The organism is Janthinobacterium sp. (assembly GCF_031995485.1).
Classification (GTDB): Bacteria; Pseudomonadota; Gammaproteobacteria; order Burkholderiales; family Burkholderiaceae_D; genus Janthinobacterium.
In genome coordinates this window covers 29,172-44,110 of the sequence record NZ_DAMAGB010000031.1, presented here as the reverse complement: position 1 = coordinate 44,110, position 14,939 = coordinate 29,172, and the positions used below count along the sequence as shown (strand labels likewise).

At 64.0% G+C, this 14,939-nt stretch carries 16 protein-coding genes; 3 read left to right on the top strand and 13 right to left on the bottom strand.

Translation table 11 applies throughout. The annotated features are described in order from the left end of the window. Positions 1-100: 100 nt before the first annotated feature. From RTQ46_RS17055 to fliF, 6 genes are all read right to left on the bottom strand, one after another. On the bottom strand, positions 101-1,315 hold the full coding sequence (locus RTQ46_RS17055; protein WP_312438380.1) for a flagellar hook-length control protein FliK: 1,215 nt from the start codon (positions 1,313-1,315) through the stop codon (positions 101-103). Positions 1,316-1,351: 36 nt separating this feature from the next. Further along, positions 1,352-1,792 carry a flagellar export protein FliJ gene (gene fliJ, locus RTQ46_RS17050; RefSeq protein WP_312438378.1) on the bottom strand — a complete coding sequence of 147 codons (441 nt, stop codon included), beginning with the start codon at positions 1,790-1,792 and terminating at the stop codon, positions 1,352-1,354. A 33-nt stretch (positions 1,793-1,825) separates the two neighbouring features. Further along, positions 1,826-3,142 (bottom strand): flagellar protein export ATPase FliI, encoded by a 1,317-nt coding sequence (gene fliI, locus RTQ46_RS17045; RefSeq protein WP_312438435.1) that lies wholly within the window; start codon positions 3,140-3,142, stop codon positions 1,826-1,828. A 101-nt stretch (positions 3,143-3,243) separates the two neighbouring features. Further along, on the bottom strand, positions 3,244-3,945 hold the full coding sequence (gene fliH / locus RTQ46_RS17040) for a flagellar assembly protein FliH (RefSeq protein ID WP_312438433.1): 702 nt from the start codon (positions 3,943-3,945) through the stop codon (positions 3,244-3,246). Between the two features lie 43 nt (positions 3,946-3,988). Then, positions 3,989-4,987 (bottom strand): flagellar motor switch protein FliG, encoded by a 999-nt coding sequence (gene fliG, locus RTQ46_RS17035; RefSeq protein ID WP_312438377.1) that lies wholly within the window; start codon positions 4,985-4,987, stop codon positions 3,989-3,991. Continuing rightward, on the bottom strand, positions 4,980-6,698 hold the full coding sequence (gene fliF / locus RTQ46_RS17030) for a flagellar basal-body MS-ring/collar protein FliF (RefSeq protein ID WP_312438375.1): 1,719 nt from the start codon (positions 6,696-6,698) through the stop codon (positions 4,980-4,982). The genes fliG and fliF overlap by 8 nt, the downstream gene beginning before the upstream one ends. A 266-nt stretch (positions 6,699-6,964) precedes the next feature. On the opposite strand from fliF, the gene fliE reads away from it, so the two are divergent. The 3 genes from fliE (at position 6,965) to RTQ46_RS17015 (ending at position 9,269) form a co-directional block, all read left to right on the top strand. Further along, positions 6,965-7,306, top strand: a complete 342-nt coding sequence (fliE, locus tag RTQ46_RS17025) for a flagellar hook-basal body complex protein FliE (protein WP_312438373.1) — start codon at positions 6,965-6,967, stop codon at positions 7,304-7,306. Positions 7,307-7,471: 165 nt separating this feature from the next. Then, a complete protein-coding gene (locus RTQ46_RS17020; RefSeq protein ID WP_312438371.1) occupies positions 7,472-8,377 on the top strand; it encodes a LysR family transcriptional regulator in 906 nt (301 codons plus the stop codon). A gap of 130 nt (positions 8,378-8,507) precedes the next feature. Then, positions 8,508-9,269, top strand: coding sequence for an SDR family oxidoreductase (locus RTQ46_RS17015; RefSeq protein ID WP_312438369.1), 762 nt, complete (start codon positions 8,508-8,510; stop codon positions 9,267-9,269). A 5-nt stretch (positions 9,270-9,274) separates the two neighbouring features. On the opposite strand, the gene RTQ46_RS17010 is transcribed toward RTQ46_RS17015, so the two are convergent. The 7 genes from RTQ46_RS17010 to RTQ46_RS16980 all read right to left on the bottom strand — a co-directional run bounded on the left by RTQ46_RS17010 (position 9,275) and on the right by RTQ46_RS16980 (position 14,849). Beyond that, positions 9,275-10,021: a flagellar brake protein gene (locus tag RTQ46_RS17010; protein ID WP_312438368.1), complete on the bottom strand. Its 747-nt coding sequence runs from the start codon at positions 10,019-10,021 to the stop codon at positions 9,275-9,277. A gap of 48 nt (positions 10,022-10,069) precedes the next feature. Beyond that, entirely contained in the window at positions 10,070-10,399 is a 330-nt protein-coding gene (locus RTQ46_RS17005) for an EscU/YscU/HrcU family type III secretion system export apparatus switch protein (protein WP_312438366.1), read from the bottom strand. Continuing rightward, the gene (locus tag RTQ46_RS17000) at positions 10,389-11,537 is read right to left on the bottom strand and encodes a flagellar hook-length control protein FliK (protein WP_312438365.1); all 1,149 of its coding nucleotides are present in this window, start codon (positions 11,535-11,537) and stop codon (positions 10,389-10,391) included. The genes RTQ46_RS17005 and RTQ46_RS17000 overlap by 11 nt, the downstream gene beginning before the upstream one ends. Positions 11,538-11,554: 17 nt before the next feature. Beyond that, positions 11,555-11,881, bottom strand: a complete 327-nt coding sequence (locus tag RTQ46_RS16995) for a flagellar protein FliT (protein ID WP_312438363.1) — start codon at positions 11,879-11,881, stop codon at positions 11,555-11,557. Position 11,882: 1 nt separating this feature from the next. Continuing rightward, positions 11,883-12,338 (bottom strand): flagellar export chaperone FliS, encoded by a 456-nt coding sequence (gene fliS, locus RTQ46_RS16990; protein ID WP_312438361.1) that lies wholly within the window; start codon positions 12,336-12,338, stop codon positions 11,883-11,885. 24 nt (positions 12,339-12,362) lie between these two features. After that, complete coding sequence (gene fliD / locus RTQ46_RS16985; RefSeq protein ID WP_312438360.1) at positions 12,363-14,366, bottom strand: flagellar filament capping protein FliD; 2,004 nt, start codon at positions 14,364-14,366, stop codon at positions 12,363-12,365. A 120-nt stretch (positions 14,367-14,486) separates the two neighbouring features. Further along, positions 14,487-14,849, bottom strand: a complete 363-nt coding sequence (locus RTQ46_RS16980; protein WP_312438358.1) for a flagellar protein FlaG — start codon at positions 14,847-14,849, stop codon at positions 14,487-14,489. Positions 14,850-14,939: the final 90 nt, after the last annotated feature.

Sequence of the window (14,939 nt, the reverse complement as noted above, 5' to 3'; positions counted from 1 at the left end):
TATGTCATTATCGGCAAATTCTGCGCAGAACCAACTGTGGAAAAGAGGGCGCAAGTGCGCTCAACTTGCTTTTTGAGCGCCCAGTGAGCTGAAAACGCGGTCAGGCAAAGGTATCGACCTCGCCCAGGGTCGGCCGGCCACGTGCGCCACCGCTCTGGGTGATGGCGATTTCGCCGCCCGTTACGCCACCGCCCTGATTGCCGCCACGGCCGTTGCCGGCACCGTCGCGCTGGCCGCTGTCCTGCTGCGCCTTGCCATCCGATACGGTGGCGTTGCCAAAGGCGATGCCCGCTTCGCTCATCATGTCGCGCAGGCGCGGCAGGGCCGCTTCCAGCGCCTGGCGTACTTCGGGCTGGGCCGACATGAAGGCGGCGTCGGCCTGGTCATTGGTAACCGTCAGCACCACTTGCAGCGGGCCCAGGTCGGGCGGATTCAGGGTCAAGGTGGCGGTCTGGTCGCCACCGGCCGCCATCCACACGACTTTCTGGCCCAGTTGCTGGTCCCAGGCCGGCGTGCCGACGCGGCCCATCAATTTGTCGGCGGGCACGGCGGCGGCGGCGGCCGCCTGTTGCAGTGCGCCGGCCGGCAATTGCGCGGCCAGGCGCGCCAGGTCCGGCGGCGCTTCTTTCGGCAACGCCTCCGTCAAGGTACCGCTTTTGGCGGTGGCGGCCAACTGGGCGTCGAGCGCCAGCTTGCCGGCGTCGCCCTTGCCAGCCTGTGCAGCGGCAGCCGCATGGGCCTTGCCCAGGCTGGCGGCAAAGCCGGCCGCCGCCGCAGGATCGGCATCGGCATCGACCTTAACGCCCGTCAATGCTTCGCCGGCCTGGCCGGCCAGCAATTGCGCCGCGCCGAGACTCTTGCCGTCGGCCTTGGCCAGCGCGCGCGCGCCCGCTTCGCCTGCTGCCGCGCTGCCGGTGGCTGGCTGCGTGGCCAGCCTGGCATTGCCCACCAGGGCCAGCATTTCCGCGATGGGATCGCTTGGCGGCTGCGCTTCCGACGCCACGGTTTCTTCCGAATCGCCTGCTTCCTCGTCGACGCCAGAGCTTTCCTTGTCGCTCGCCTTGTTGCTGGCCTGCGCCTGTTCGGCCGCGCGGTTGGCCGGCTGCGCAGGCTGGGTGGCCTGGGCAGCCGGCGCGGCCGGCCTGGCGGCCTGGGCTGGCGACGGCGCATTGGCGCGGCTGGCCTGGCGCTGTTCCAGCTGGCGGTTCAGCGTGCGCTGGAACTCGCCATCGGGCGCGCTGCCGGACGGCATGTCGCGCTTGGCCGGCGCCGGCGTGGCATTCGGGGAGGAAATCTGGGAGAGCGGGGTCTGCATGGTGTGCCCTGGTAGCGCTGCTGGTATTAACGGGAATTAGCGTTTGTAATAAGCTTGTCGTGCTGCGTGTTCGTCCATGGCCTTCTGGTCGCGCTTGTTTTCCAGCTTCAGGGCCTGTTCCTGCGCCCGGTTATTCAGCGTGGTGTAGGACATGCGTTTCCTTTCCGCATCCTGCCAGCGCGCTTTTTCCTGCTCGCTGCGCGCCTGCGCGTGCTGCACCACTTGCTGCTGGCCCGTGATGGCGCTGTCGAGCTTGAGCATGAAGGCCTGGAAATTGCGGTAAGCCATGGGCGTGATGCCATTGGCCATGTTTGCTTCGAAGCGCTGGGCATAGTCGTCGCGGTAGCCCACCAGCATCTGCAGCTTTTGCTGGCAATCGTCGATCGCCTTCAGGGCCGCGCCCAGGCGCTTGGCGCAGTCGTCGGTTTCGCGCTGCGCCAGGTCGATCAGGGTAGCAAGTTGGGAAGGAGATGCCATGGTTTAATTATATGCCTGGCAGAACGGCTTCAATCACTCGAACAGAGCGGCAAGTTGCCCCAAGCTCTCATCCATGCTGACCCGCTCCGTGATTTGCTGTTGCAAAAACGCTTCAATCTTTTCATGCAGGGCGATCGCCTGGTCCAGCACCGGGTCGGTGCCGGCGCTGTAGGCGCCCACGCTGATCAGGTCACGGCTGCGCTCGTAGCGCGAATACAGTTGCTTGAGCTTGCGCGCCTTTTGCTGGTGTTCATGGGTGGTAATCGAGTGGGCCGCGCGCGAAATCGACTGTTCGATATCGATCGCGGGGTAGTGGCCCGCTTCTGCCAGGCGGCGATTGAGCACGATATGGCCGTCGAGAATCGCGCGCGCCGAGTCGGCGATCGGATCCTGCTGGTCGTCGCCCTCGGTCAGCACGGTATAGAACGCCGTGATCGAGCCGCCGCCTTCTTCGCCATTGCCGGCCCGCTCCACCAGCACCGGCAGCTTGGCGAACACGGACGGCGGATAGCCTTTGGTGGCGGGCGGCTCGCCGATCGCCAGCGCGATTTCGCGCTGCGCCATCGCGTAGCGCGTCAGCGAATCCATGATCAGCAGCACGTTCTGGCCCTGGTCGCGGAAGTGTTCGGCAATCGCGGTGGCGTACGCCGCGCCCTGCAGCCGCATCAGCGGCGGCGTGTCGGCCGGCGCGGCCACCACCACCGAGCGGGCCAGGCCTTCCGGCCCCAGGATCTGTTCGATGAATTCCTTTACCTCGCGGCCCCGTTCGCCGATCAGGCCGACCACGATCACGTCCGCTTCCGTGTAGCGCGCCATCATGCCCAGCAGCACGCTCTTGCCGACGCCGGAGCCGGCAAACAGGCCCATGCGCTGGCCACGGCCGACCGTCAGCATTGCATTGATCGAGCGCACGCCCACGTCCAGGGTGTCGACGATGGGCGCGCGGCCCAGCGGATTGGCGGGGCGCACATTGATGGGGGCGCTGTCGGTCGTATGCAGCGGCCCCAGCTGATCCAGTGGCCGTCCGGCGCCATCGAGCACGCGGCCCAGCAGCTGCGGCCCGACCGGCAGGTGGCGCGCGCGGTCGCTGGGGCGGCGGCGCGGGTGCGCCACGCTGCCGGGACGCGGAATCGCCGGCTCGACCGAAAACACGCGCGTGCCCGGCACGATGCCTTCGACATCGCTTTGCGGCATCAGGAACAGGCGGTCGCCTTCAAAGCCCACCACTTCGGCCTCGACCCGGCCGCCATTGGGCAGCGGCACGGTGCAGGCGGCGCCCACGGCCAGGCGCAGGCCGACCGCCTCCATCACCAGGCCGGCCACGCGCGTGACGCGGCCCGATACCTGCATCGGCTCGACAAAGCCGACCACCGCGCCGCAATCGTTCAGGTAGGCGCGCCAGCGCGCCGCATGCGTGTTGGGTTTGTTCGGCGGCAGCGGATCGTGTTCGCTCACGGCGCCAGCCAGTCCAGGTCTTTGCCGAGCGCGTGCGTCAGGCGCTGCCAGCGCGTCGAGGCCTGCGCATCGATCTGGTTGCTGGCCGTGTCGATCTTGCAGCCGCCGCGTTCCACCGACGGATCTTCGATCACGCGCCAGCCGCCCTTGTCGAGTTCTTCGCCGATGCCGTCGCGCACCACTTGCGCGTCCTCGGGATTGAGCATCAGCAGCGCCGGCTGTTGCAGCACGGGCAGGTATTCGATTGCTTCGCGCACCATCGGCAGCATCAGTTCCGGGCGCACGGGCAGGGCGGCCTTGAGCATGCCCTTGGCCAGCTGCAGCGCCAGTTCCATCACGTCGCTGGCGATCAGCTCGTCGGCCTGCTGCACCGCCGTGCCGAACGCGACGGCGATGGTCTGCAGGTGCGCCAGTTCCACCTGGGCAGCTTGCTGGCCTTCGGCATACGACTGCGCGTGGCCGTCGGCATGCCCGGCCGCATGGCCTTCGGCATAGCCGGCCGTGCGGCCTTCCTCGAAGCCGGTGGCGTGCGCCGCCTCGCGGATGGCGTCGATTTCTTGCTGGGTGGGATACTGCAGCGGTGGTGCGAGTTCTTCTTCCGGCAGCTCGGCAAACGGGTCCGGTTCGGGCTCCGGCTCCGGTTCGAGCAGCTTGCGCGCCGCCACCACGCTGGGGCGGTCGTCGCCGAACGAGGTCATTTCCCAGCGTTGATACGCGGTTTGTTTTTCTTTGGGAATAAAATTAGACAAACGAATCCTCGCCTTTTCCACCCAGTACTATCTGCCCTTCGTCCGCCAGGCGGCGCACGATTTGCAGGATCTGCTTCTGCTGCGACTCCACTTCCGATAGCCGCACGGGGCCTTTCGACTCCAGGTCTTCGCGCATCATCTCGCCGGCGCGCTGCGACATGTTCTTGAAGATCTTCTCGCGCAGCTCCTGCGAGGCGCCTTTCAGGGCAATGATCAGCATTTCCGACTGCACTTCGCGCAGCAGCAACTGGATGCCGCGGTCGTCGATATCGATCACATTGTCGAACACGAACATTTCGTCCATGATCTTCTGCGCCATGTCGTTGTCGTAGTTCTTGATATTGTCCATTACCGAGCCTTCCTGCTCGCCGCTCATGAAGTTCAGGATCTCGGCGGCAGCGCGCACGCCGCCCAGCGACGATTTCTTGATGTTTTCATTGCCCGACAGCAGTTTCGTCAGCACGTCGTTCAGCTCGCGCAGCGCGGCCGGCTGCACTCCGTCCAGCGTGGCGATGCGCAGCACCACGTCGTTGCGCAGGCGGTCGGTGAAATGGCCGAGGATTTCGCAGGCCTGGTCGCGCTCGAGGTGGACCAGGATGGTGGCGATGATCTGCGGGTGCTCGTTGCGGATCAGCTCGGATACCGACTGCGAGTCCATCCATTTCAGCGATTCGATGCCGGACGCATCCTTGCCACCCAGGATGCGCGACAGCAATACGGAGGCCTTGTCGTCGCCGAGCGCCTTGGTCAGCACCTGGCGGATATATTCGTCCGAATCGAGGCCGACGGTGGAGTTGAGCTCGGTTTGCTCGCGGAAGTCGTCGAGCACTTCGACCACCTGTTCGTGCGCGATGCCCTTCATGGTGGCCATCGCCGCGCCCAGTTTCAGCACTTCGCGCGGGCCCAGGAATTTCATTACCTCGGCCGCTTCGCTCTCGCCCAGCGCGAGCATCAGAATGGCCGCTTTTTGCAGTCCCGTCGATTCAGTCATTATTGCCTATCCATGCCTTGATTACGTTGGCGACCACGCGCGGATCGTCCTGTGCCAGCTTCCTGGCCATCGCCAGGTTGTCGCGGTAGCCGCGGGCCGTGTCTTCTTCCAGTTCTTCCAGCTCGGCTTCGCTGAGCAGGACTTCGTTTTCCTCGTCCGTCTTCGGCAGTTCCGGCTCGATCACGGGCGGCGGCGCGCCGAAGTCGTCGATCTTGCGCATCACCGGGCGCATCATCGGACGCACGATCTTGATGAACAGGTACAGCAGGATCAAGGCGGTGATCAGGAACTTCGCCAGTTCCTTGGCCAGCGGCAGGTTGGCCGGATCGCGCCACCATTCGAGCTTGCCTTCCGGTGCGCGTTCGATGCCGTCGAAGGGCGAATTGGCCACGCTGAAGCTGTCGCCGCGGTCCTTGTTGTAGCCCATTGCCTCCTTGACCAGGTTATTGATCTGCACCATTTCCGCAGGGGAAATCGGCGTCACTGTCACCTTGCCATCGGGCGCGATATTGCGGCGGTAGTTCACCACCACCGCCACCGACAGCCGGCGCAGGCCGCCCATCGATTTCTGTTCGTAGCGCACCGTCTTGTCGACTTCATAATTGGTGGTCGATTCCTTCTGCGACGGCGGCGTGGGCGTGCCGGTACCGGGTGCGCCCGGCGCTTCGGCCGTCAGCGGCGCGGTGGCCACGCCCGGCGGCTGGTTCGACAGCGCGCCCGGCACGCCGGACGGATTGGCGTTGCCCGGGCCGGTCGACTCGCTGGTCTGCTGGCTGCGGATGGTCGACGCTTCCGGCGGCGAGTTCGGCTTGTAGGTTTCGGCCGCCTGTTCGCTCTGTGAAAAATCGACGTCGGCCGTCGCTTCGGCGCGCACATTGCCTTCGCCGACGATCGGCAGCAGGATCGATTCGACCTGCTTGATCACGCTTTGCTGCAGTTGCTGCACGTATTTCAGCTGGTTCGGGTCCAGGCTCTTGATGCCGTTGGCGCGGTCCTTGTCGCGTTCCTGGTTCGACAGCAGGGTACCCGCTTGGTCGACCACGGTGACGTTAATTGGCAGCAATTCCGGCACGCTCGACGCCACCAGGTGCACGATGGCGCTGACCTGCAGCTGGTCGAGGCCGCGGCCCGGGTGCAGGTTGAGCAGCACGGAAGCGGTCGGTTTTTGCTGTTCGCGCACGAACACCGACGGTTTCGGCAGGGCCAGGTGGACGCGCGCCGTGTCGACGGCGGCCACCGATTCGATCGACTTGGCCAGCTCGCCTTCGAGGGCGCGCTGGAAATTGACTTGTTCCAAGAACTGCGACACGCCCAGTTTCTGGTTTTCCATCAACTCGAACCCCACGTTGCCGCCTTTCGGCAAGCCTTGCGCGGCCAGTTTCAGGCGCGCATCGTGGACCTGTTCGGACGGCACCAGGATGGCGCCGCCGCCTTCGGAAAACTTGTGCTTGATGCCCAGCTGGTCCAGCGACGCGGTGATGGCGCCGCCGTCGCGGTCGGTAAAGTTGGAGAACAGGACCTTGTACTCGGGCGGCTGGTTCCACATGTACAGCGCCACGCCGATGGCGATCAGCGCCGCCACGCCCAGGCCGCGCAGGAAATTCTTGCCCATCGGCGTTTTGGCGAACGCCTGCACGGATTCCACCGGCGAGCGCGCGGGAGCGGGTGCCGGTGAGGGTTGGTTCAGTTCGATTTCTTCCGCTACAGCCATGATTGCCTTCCGTGGCGCTGGTATTATGTGGGTGGTGAGGGGGGCCGCCTGCGAAACGAGGCGCGATAAGTGAAATTATCCGCCCCTGTCACGCGCTTCAATCGTTCAAACAGAAGGCAGTTTTGCCGCCTGCTCGGCCGAGCGGCTGGCTTTGCTACTGGTATTGTGGAAGCCTGGCAACGTACGGTAGCAGCAATTGTACCCGGCGCTGCCTTGCCTGCCATGGTTTTGTGCCTTGGGGGCAACAGACAGTTATCGGAGGCACAGTGAAAACAGGCGGTATCGACAGCAGCAGGATCGAGGCGATGATCTCGCAATTGAAGGCGGCGGCCACGCGGCCGGAGGCCAAGGTGCCGGCCATCGCGCTGGAGGCGCCGGCGGCCAAGGTCAATTTCGCCGATGCGCTCAAGGGGGCGCTCGATTCGGTCGCCGCGACCCAGAACGCCTCGGCGGACCTGGGCAAGCGCTTTACCATGGGCGACGACTCGGTCAGCCTGTCGGACATGATGGTGGCCTCGCAAAAGTCCAGCATCGCGTTCCAGGCGACGGTGCAGGTGCGTAACAAACTGGTATCGGCTTACCATGAAATCATGAATATGCAGGTTTGAGCCTGGCGCCGTCAAGTTAAGCTGTTCAAGCATTTCAAAACCACCCCGCACAGCGAAAAGGCTGGGGTCGGACCCTCAGGGTCCGACCCCGGAACTTGCTTTTGGGGTCGAACACGGCCAACGTGACAGCATCAAGATCCGGCCCTGCCCATACAGATTGCGCGCATGAATAAACTGGAACTGATGAAGACCTTCGTGCGCGTTACGGAACTGCGCAGCTTTACGCAGGCGGCCGCCAGCCTGGGCCTGCCCAAGGCCAGCGTGTCCGAGCATGTGCGCGACCTGGAGCGGCTGCTGGGCGCGCGCCTGCTCAACCGCACCACGCGCAAGGTCAGCGTGACCCAGGACGGCCTGGCCTTGTACGAGCGCTGCAAGGACATGCTGGCCGACATGGACGACATGGAAAACATGTTCCGCCTGGACGGCACCGTGCTCGGTGGCCGCCTGCGCATCGACATGCCGACCGTGGCGGCGCGCCAGCTGGTGATGCCGCACCTGGGCCAGTTCCTCGCCGCCTATCCGCATATCCAGATCGAAGTGAGCAGCACCGACCGCCGCGTCGACCTGGTGCGCGAGGGCTTCGATTGCGTGTTGCGCGCCGGTGACGTGCAGGACCCGTCGCTGATCGCCCGCTACCTGGGCACGGTGGCGATGGTCAACTGCGCCAGCCCCGCTTATCTGGCGCAATATGGCACGCCGCACACTGTCGATGAACTGGCAGAGCACCGCCTGGTGCATTACGTCACCACGCTCGGGGCGCGTGCGTCCGGCTTCGAATATGTGCTCGACGGCCAGCTGCACCAGCTGCCGATGGCGGGCAGCGTCACCGTCAACAACACGGAAGCGTTCCAGGGCGCCTGCCTGGGCGGGATCGGCATCGCGCAGATGCCCCTGAGTGGCGCGCGCCCGCATCTGGCCGCTGGCACGCTGGTGGCGATATTGCCGCAGCACCTGGCGCCGCCGATGCCGATCGCCCTGTTATATACGCACCGGCGCGACCTGCCGCAGAGAACACGCGTCTTTATGGACTGGCTCAGTGCGCTGATCGAGCGTGAATGGATGGCAAAGTAGGTATTGTGCGGGTGATCCGATCAGTCTTATCGGATTCGTGCGGTTTATGAATAAGAGTGGCGACAATATACTGGTTTCACCGATGAGCAATGCGCTACATCGCCTGCCAACCCACTCGAAGGAATACCTCATGAGCACCACTGCCATCGCCCTGATTACCGGCGCCAACCGCGGCCTGGGCAAGAACACCGCGCTGAAGCTGGCCGAAACCGGTGTCGACCTGATCATTACCTACCGCAACAACGCCGACGAAGCCAACGCCGTCGTGGCCGACATTCGCGCACTGGGCCGCCGCGCCGTCGCGCTGCAGCTCGATGTGGCCGACACGCGCGGGTTTGCCGGTTTTGCTGAAGCCGTGCGCGCCGTGCTGGCCAGCGAGTGGCAGCGCACGCAGTTCGACTATCTGGTCAACAACGCCGGCAGCGGCGTGCATGCGTCGATCGCCGAGACCACCGAAGCGCAATTCGACGACATGGTCAATGTGCATCTGAAAGGGGTGTTTTTCCTGACCCAGAAACTGCTGCCGCTGCTGGCCGATGGCGGGCGCATCGTCAATCTGTCGAGCGGGCTGGCGCGCTTCAGCAACCCCGGCTATGCCGCGTATGCGGCGATGAAGGGCGGCGTCGAGGTACTGAGCCGCTACATGGCGCAGGAACTGGGCGCGCGCGGCATTGCCGTCAATGTGGTGGCGCCGGGTGCGATCGAGACCGATTTCGGTGGCGGCGTGGTGCGCGACAATCCTGCCGTCAACGCCCATCTGGCCTCGATCACGGCGCTGGGCCGGGTCGGCTTGCCGGACGATATAGGCGGCGCCATCGCTTCGCTGCTGCAGCCGGGCAACCGCTGGATCACCGGGCAGCGCATCGAAGTGTCGGGCGGCATGAACCTGTAAGGCTGTCAGCCGAGGCCGGCGATGCGGGCATTGCGCTCGCGTTCCAGCCTCGTGATATAGCGCTGCACGTGGGCTAGCATGCCGCGCGGCAAGTCAACGAACTGGCAGCCCAGGCGGCGGTTCAGTTTGTTGTTCAGCAAGGTCATGTCGAGCGAATTGCGGATCTGCAGGGTGGCCGTGACCATGCCGATCTCGGGCAGGTCGATGCGGCAGCCCGGATAGTTCTTGCCGATCGTATCGCCCAGCGCCAGCTTGTTGTCCATGATGGCGATGCCGCCGCAGCTGATGTCGGCCAGCGGGAATGGCGTATTCGACGTGCCCTGGTCGGTGACCACCGGGATCGTCACGCGCACCGGATTGCTGACCGGCGTGTTCATGCGGTAATACTCGCGCCGCTGCAGCCGGATCAGGGTGTCGGGAATGGCCATCTTGAGCGCTGGCGTCGCGCCATACATGACTTCTTCCAGGCTGTTGCTGGCAAACAGGATGCGGATCTTGTCGAGCGAGGTTTCAAACGAGATGCCGCTGGCGGCGGCCATGCGCCGGCTCTGGCCGGTATCGACGGGTCGGTCGAGGATCACCATGTCGCGCTCGGCATCGACGTCGAGGATGGTGGTCACGCACACATCGGACTGGCCATGGATCAGCATGCGGATCAGCTGGTTCTTTTCGCCGATGCTGCGCAGCAGGGCGATGATTTCGCGCCGGGATTCCACTTCAAAGTCATGCCAGTTTTCAAGACCGGTATCCATAATATGTGCTTGCATTGATGCCTGTCTGTATTGTTCTGTGGTGGTATTCTATGGATCGCCCGGAAGCGCGGCGAGCGTATCGGGAGGCGGCGGCAGCGGCCCGCCTTTCGCGGATTCAATATGATATAACCAGGCCAGCAGTTCTGCAATCGCGCGGTACAGGCCGGGCGGTATCTGGCTGTCGAGGTCGATATCCATCAGCAGCGCCACCAGCTCCTTCGATTCGTGCACGAACACGCCATGCTCGCGCGCCGTGCTGATGATCTTGTCGGCAATCATGCCGCTGCCCTTGGCCACCACCTTGGGCGCCGCCTCGCCGCTCTGGTAGGCCAGCGCGACCGCTGTCTGCGGCATCTTGCGCTTGCCGTCATCCAGCATTGTCGTCTCCGCCTTGCTTGCCGGCGATGGTCAGCGACGACAGCGGCCAGCCTGCCGCTTCCATCGACGCCTCCAGCTGCGCCGCATGCTGGCGCAAGGTGGCGGCGCTGTCGTCGCTGCCGGCCTGCATCTGGATCTGCACTTTGCCACCTTGCAACACCACCTGCGCCGACAGGTCGCCCAGCAGGGGGAACTGGAAGCGCACGCTGCTGCGCCAGGCGGTGGCGTCTTCATTGTCCTGGCCATGCTGGCCGCCTTCGGGCGCATCCTTGGTGATATCCCACTGCATCTTTTGTCCGGGCCATGCTTCGCCCTGCCATTGCACGCGCGCCTGCTCATGCGTGTGCAGCTGCAGGTTGATCAGCTGCGCGGCGGCCAGATCGGTACCGTTTTTCATCACGTCGCCCTGCAGGGTTTTCTGCATCTGCGGTTCGAGCAGCAGCGAGGCCAGCGGGCGCTTGCCATCGGCCCACTCGGCCACATGCGACTCATAGAACAGGCCGCTGCTGCCGACGGCGTCGCGCAGGTTTTGCGCCACCTGCGACGGATCGGTACCGGCGTTGGCCATCAGGCTGGTCTTGCCGACCAGCGACAGGGGCGCGCCGGGCACGCTTTCCGCCTGGCTCAGCACGGTGCTGATGGCGCGTGCGGTACTGCTCAGTTCCGGGGCGGGCGTGTCGGCATTCAGGGAAGGCAGCAGATTGGCCGGCGTCAGCGGCGCGCGGCCCAGCAGGGCCGCCTGGGCGCCGCCGGCCCGCGTGCCGGCTTGGGCGCCTTGCGCGCCAGCCGCTTCCGGTTCGGCCTGCGCATCGGCATAGGTCAGCATGGTGCTGGCGCGCGGATCCGGGCCGGCGCCGATCTGGAACGAGGGACGGGGATTGATGCCGACCAGCAGCAAGGGCACGTTGGCGCCCAGTTCGGTGCCAGCCGGCAGCTGCATGCGCGCCGGCGTGCCGGCCACGCGCACCAGGTAGCTGCCGTCGGTCATGCGGCCCATTACCTGGCCGGTCATCGACTTGCCGACCATGCCTTGCAGCGAACGCTGGAATTCGGCCTGGCGCGGTTCGGCCACCGCGTCGCCGGGACGCGTGCCCTTGACCGGCGTGACCGGCGCCATGCCGATATTATTGGGCAGCATGGCGCCGGATCCTGCTCTTAAACGCTATAGGCGTTGGCCAGGCGCCGTTCGGTGCCGGTGCTGTTGATCAGCTTGGACAACTGCGCCATCCACGGCATGGCGAGGTCGCGGATCTTGCGGTCGTCTTCCAGCATCTGCTTGATCAGTTCCACCTTGCGCAGGCGGCCCGCACTTTCCAGCACGACTTTTTCTTCGTTGTCTTTCAGGCGCTGCGCATGCCTGGCGATTTGCTGTTCCAGGGTTTCGAGCTCGTCCCATTCGGCATTGCCGGCGGCCACCAGCATGCGGGCGGTCAGCGCCTGCATCGCTTCATAGGTGGCCAGTACTTGTTGGTGTGTCATCATGTCAGGCGCTCGCGTAGTTGGACATGCGGGAAATCGGCGCATCGCCGGCGGTGAGGTTGATGCCGCTTGGGGTGCCGATGGCGTTCCAGGTATCGCGCAGATCGGTCAGCAGGCGTTGTACTTCTTCCAGGATAGCCAGGTCGTTCTTCAGGTTGGCCGTCAGCAGGCGCGCGCCCATGTATTCATACAGCGCGTCGAGGTTTTCGGCGATCTCGCCGCCCGCATTCTTGTCCAGGCTGGCGCGCAGGCCATGGTCGATCAGCTGCATCGCGCGTGAAATCGACTTGCCCTTTTCCGGGATATTGCCGGCTTTCATGTGCATCTGCGCGCTCAGCACGGCTACCAGGGCGCCGTCATACAGCATGGCGATCAGTTTGTGCGGCGAAGCGGCACCAATGCCTGTTTCCAGGCCAACCTTGGCGTACGATTGCGCGCCCTTGTTTGATGATCCAAACATTCGTATTCCTTTGATAGGTAGACGTTACATCGCGGCCAGGGCCGCGAGCTGCTGAGTCAAATAATTGCTGGTGCTGTTCATCGAGCTGAGCGTCACGTCGAGCGAACTGTATTGCTTGCGCAAGCGCGCCTCGGTCAGGGTCAGCCGGGTATTCAAGGCATCGCGCTGCTTGGCAATATCGGCGATGCTCTTGTTCAAACCGTCATTCTTGTTCTGGATCAGGCCCGAGGTTCCCAGGTAGCTATCCGTAATAGTAGCAAACAAGGCGCTGATACCCTTGGAAATATTAACCGTGCCGCGGTCGCCCAGCTGGCCGCCTTTGATCAGTACGGCAATCCCGGCGCTGCCGGACCCGGCCGAACCGGTCAGGGTCTGGCCGCTGCCGACCGCCACCGCACCGTCGATGGTGCCGGCGACGTCCACGCCGGTGGTCATGGTCGGCGTGCCGAACAGGTCGTCGGCGCCATTGCCGGTGATTTCCAGCTTCGACGAGGAACCGTATTTGTTCGACACGATGCTGAACACACCATTTTCCTGCGTCACCTTGACGCCAGCTGTGGTGTCGGTCACGCCCGAGGCGCCGTTGATCAGCGACTGCAAGTGGCTGACCAGACTATCGGCCGTGTAATTGCCCGGCACCAGGGTGGCCTTGGTGCTGACACCGTTGATTTCCAGCGACAGCTGGTCGTTGACGCCGGCGGTAATGGTCAGGCCGGCCGGGGCGCTGCCCACCAGCGTGCCCTGGGTGGCCAGTTTGGAAATCGAAATGCCCTTGGTGCCGACGGTCGAATTGCTGGTCGAGCTGACAAAGCTCACCAGGCTGTCGCTGGTGGAACCCGACGTCGCCAGCAGTTTGATGACATCGTCCGAATTCTTGTCGATGGCGGTTTGCATCTTGCCCGTATCGAGCTTCAGCGTGCCATCTTTCTGGAAGGCAACGCCCAACTGGCTCAGGCTGGTCACAGTGCTGTCGAGGCCAGGCACGCTGGTACCGAACAGCTTGCGCAAGCTGCTTTGCAGGGTATTGGTAGTCGAGTCGCCCACCAGTGGGCCGCCGGTGCGCGCCGCGCCCTGTTTCAAGTCGGGCGTGACGGCCGTGAGGGTATTGATCGAGGCGTTGAGCTCATTGTAAGCCTTGACGAAGTTGGTCAGCGCCGACTTGATGCCGGAGGTGTCCATGCTGACGCCGACGCTGCTGGTGCCGATTTTCAACACCGACATCGTCACGCCAGGCACGGCATTGTCGACGCTATTGGTCTGGCTGGTAATGGCCACGCCATTGACGGTCAGTTTGGCATTCTGGCCAGCGTTGCTTTGCGTCATGTTCTGCGTGCCATTCGGCGCGTAGGACAGCAAGTCGCTCAGTTCCTGGTCGCCAGCGACGGACACGCGCATGCTCGACGTTTCGCCGCTCTTGTCCGAGGTCAGCACAAGGCGGTTCGGTTTGTCGCTACCGTCGGAAATAATGCTGGCGGTCACGCCGATGCCGGCCTTGTTGATGGCGTCGCGGATACCTTGCAGTGAATTGTTGCTGCCGTCGATGGTCACGGTGCGCGCCACGCGCGAGGCATCAAGATCGAAGGTGGCGCCGGTGTATTTGCCGTCGGCCAGCGTGCCGCCGGTGACGCTGCCGAAATCGAAGGTCAGCACGGTGCTGGCGCCCGAACCGATCAGGGCGCTCGTGCTCTCCTGGCCGGCGGCGGTAATCGTCTGCGCCTGCGCCAGCTGGGTTACGTTGACGCTGTAATTGCCCTTGACCGTATCCTTGCCGGCTGTCGCAGTCAGCACCTTGTCATCGGCCGAGGTGGCGTTGGCGACCTTGTATTTCGAGGAATCGGCCAGCGCGGTGACGGTGGTCTGGAAGGCGCCGACGGCGCCGCTCAGGGTGCCATAGGCGGATATTTGGGAGGTAATCGCTTTCTCTTTGTCCTGCATGGCGACAAAGGGGCGGCTTTCCACGGCCATCAGCTGACTGACCAGGCCATTTACGTCGAGAACGCCACCAGTACTGACGGATGAAACAGCCACAATAACCTCCTATGGGAATGCATGAATATACTTGGTTAACGGCATATTTCATCCAGACTTTAGAGGGGTATTTGGCTGCCTGTTTGCCCTATGCCACGAAGAACATGGCACAGGGCGGTTTCATGCTGTCTGCTTGATCAGCAAGCCCTGGGCTTTTTCCAGCGCCTTGCCGATTTCCAGCGCTTCCTTGGTGGGCATCTGGCGGATGACCTCGCGGGTTTGCTGGTCGATCACCTTGACGATGGTGCGGTCACTGTCGGTATCGACCGAAAACTCCAGCTCGCGCGACATGAATTGCATCGCCTTGTTGATCTCGCTGACGGCCTGCTTGACTTCTTTCAGCTCGGATTGCGCGTCGTCCTTGCCGCCTGCCTTGCTGTCGGCCACCGCCGCCGTCACCGGTTTGGCGGCGATAGTGCCTGTGGTAACCGCTGCGCGTGGCTGCGGTGCGGCGGGAAGGCCGCCTGTTGCCTGGATATCCATGATGGTGTCCTCTAACGGAAATTCCCCGGCGGATCAAGATGCGATATCTGGATCGGCCGGGGAGGGCTAGGCTACGGTACTGCCTGGCGG

Coding starts and splice junctions, on each gene's coding strand:
- RTQ46_RS16980 (WP_312438358.1), bottom strand. CDS start 14,849: ATGGATATCCAGGCAACAGGCGGCCTTCCCGCCGCACCGCAGCCACGC.
- RTQ46_RS17000 (WP_312438365.1), bottom strand. CDS start 11,537: ATGCTGCCCAATAATATCGGCATGGCGCCGGTCACGCCGGTCAAGGGC.
- RTQ46_RS17015 (WP_312438369.1), top strand. CDS start 8,508: ATGAGCACCACTGCCATCGCCCTGATTACCGGCGCCAACCGCGGCCTG.
- fliH (WP_312438433.1), bottom strand. CDS start 3,945: ATGACCTCGTTCGGCGACGACCGCCCCAGCGTGGTGGCGGCGCGCAAG.
- fliG (WP_312438377.1), bottom strand. CDS start 4,987: ATGACTGAATCGACGGGACTGCAAAAAGCGGCCATTCTGATGCTCGCG.
- RTQ46_RS17005 (WP_312438366.1), bottom strand. CDS start 10,399: ATGCTGGATGACGGCAAGCGCAAGATGCCGCAGACAGCGGTCGCGCTG.
- RTQ46_RS17055 (WP_312438380.1), bottom strand. CDS start 1,315: ATGCAGACCCCGCTCTCCCAGATTTCCTCCCCGAATGCCACGCCGGCG.
- RTQ46_RS17010 (WP_312438368.1), bottom strand. CDS start 10,021: ATGGATACCGGTCTTGAAAACTGGCATGACTTTGAAGTGGAATCCCGG.
- fliI (WP_312438435.1), bottom strand. CDS start 3,142: ATGCAGGTATCGGGCCGCGTCACGCGCGTGGCCGGCCTGGTGATGGAG.
- RTQ46_RS16995 (WP_312438363.1), bottom strand. CDS start 11,881: ATGATGACACACCAACAAGTACTGGCCACCTATGAAGCGATGCAGGCG.
- fliS (WP_312438361.1), bottom strand. CDS start 12,338: ATGTTTGGATCATCAAACAAGGGCGCGCAATCGTACGCCAAGGTTGGC.
- RTQ46_RS17020 (WP_312438371.1), top strand. CDS start 7,472: ATGAATAAACTGGAACTGATGAAGACCTTCGTGCGCGTTACGGAACTG.
- fliJ (WP_312438378.1), bottom strand. CDS start 1,792: ATGGCATCTCCTTCCCAACTTGCTACCCTGATCGACCTGGCGCAGCGC.
- fliF (WP_312438375.1), bottom strand. CDS start 6,698: ATGGCTGTAGCGGAAGAAATCGAACTGAACCAACCCTCACCGGCACCC.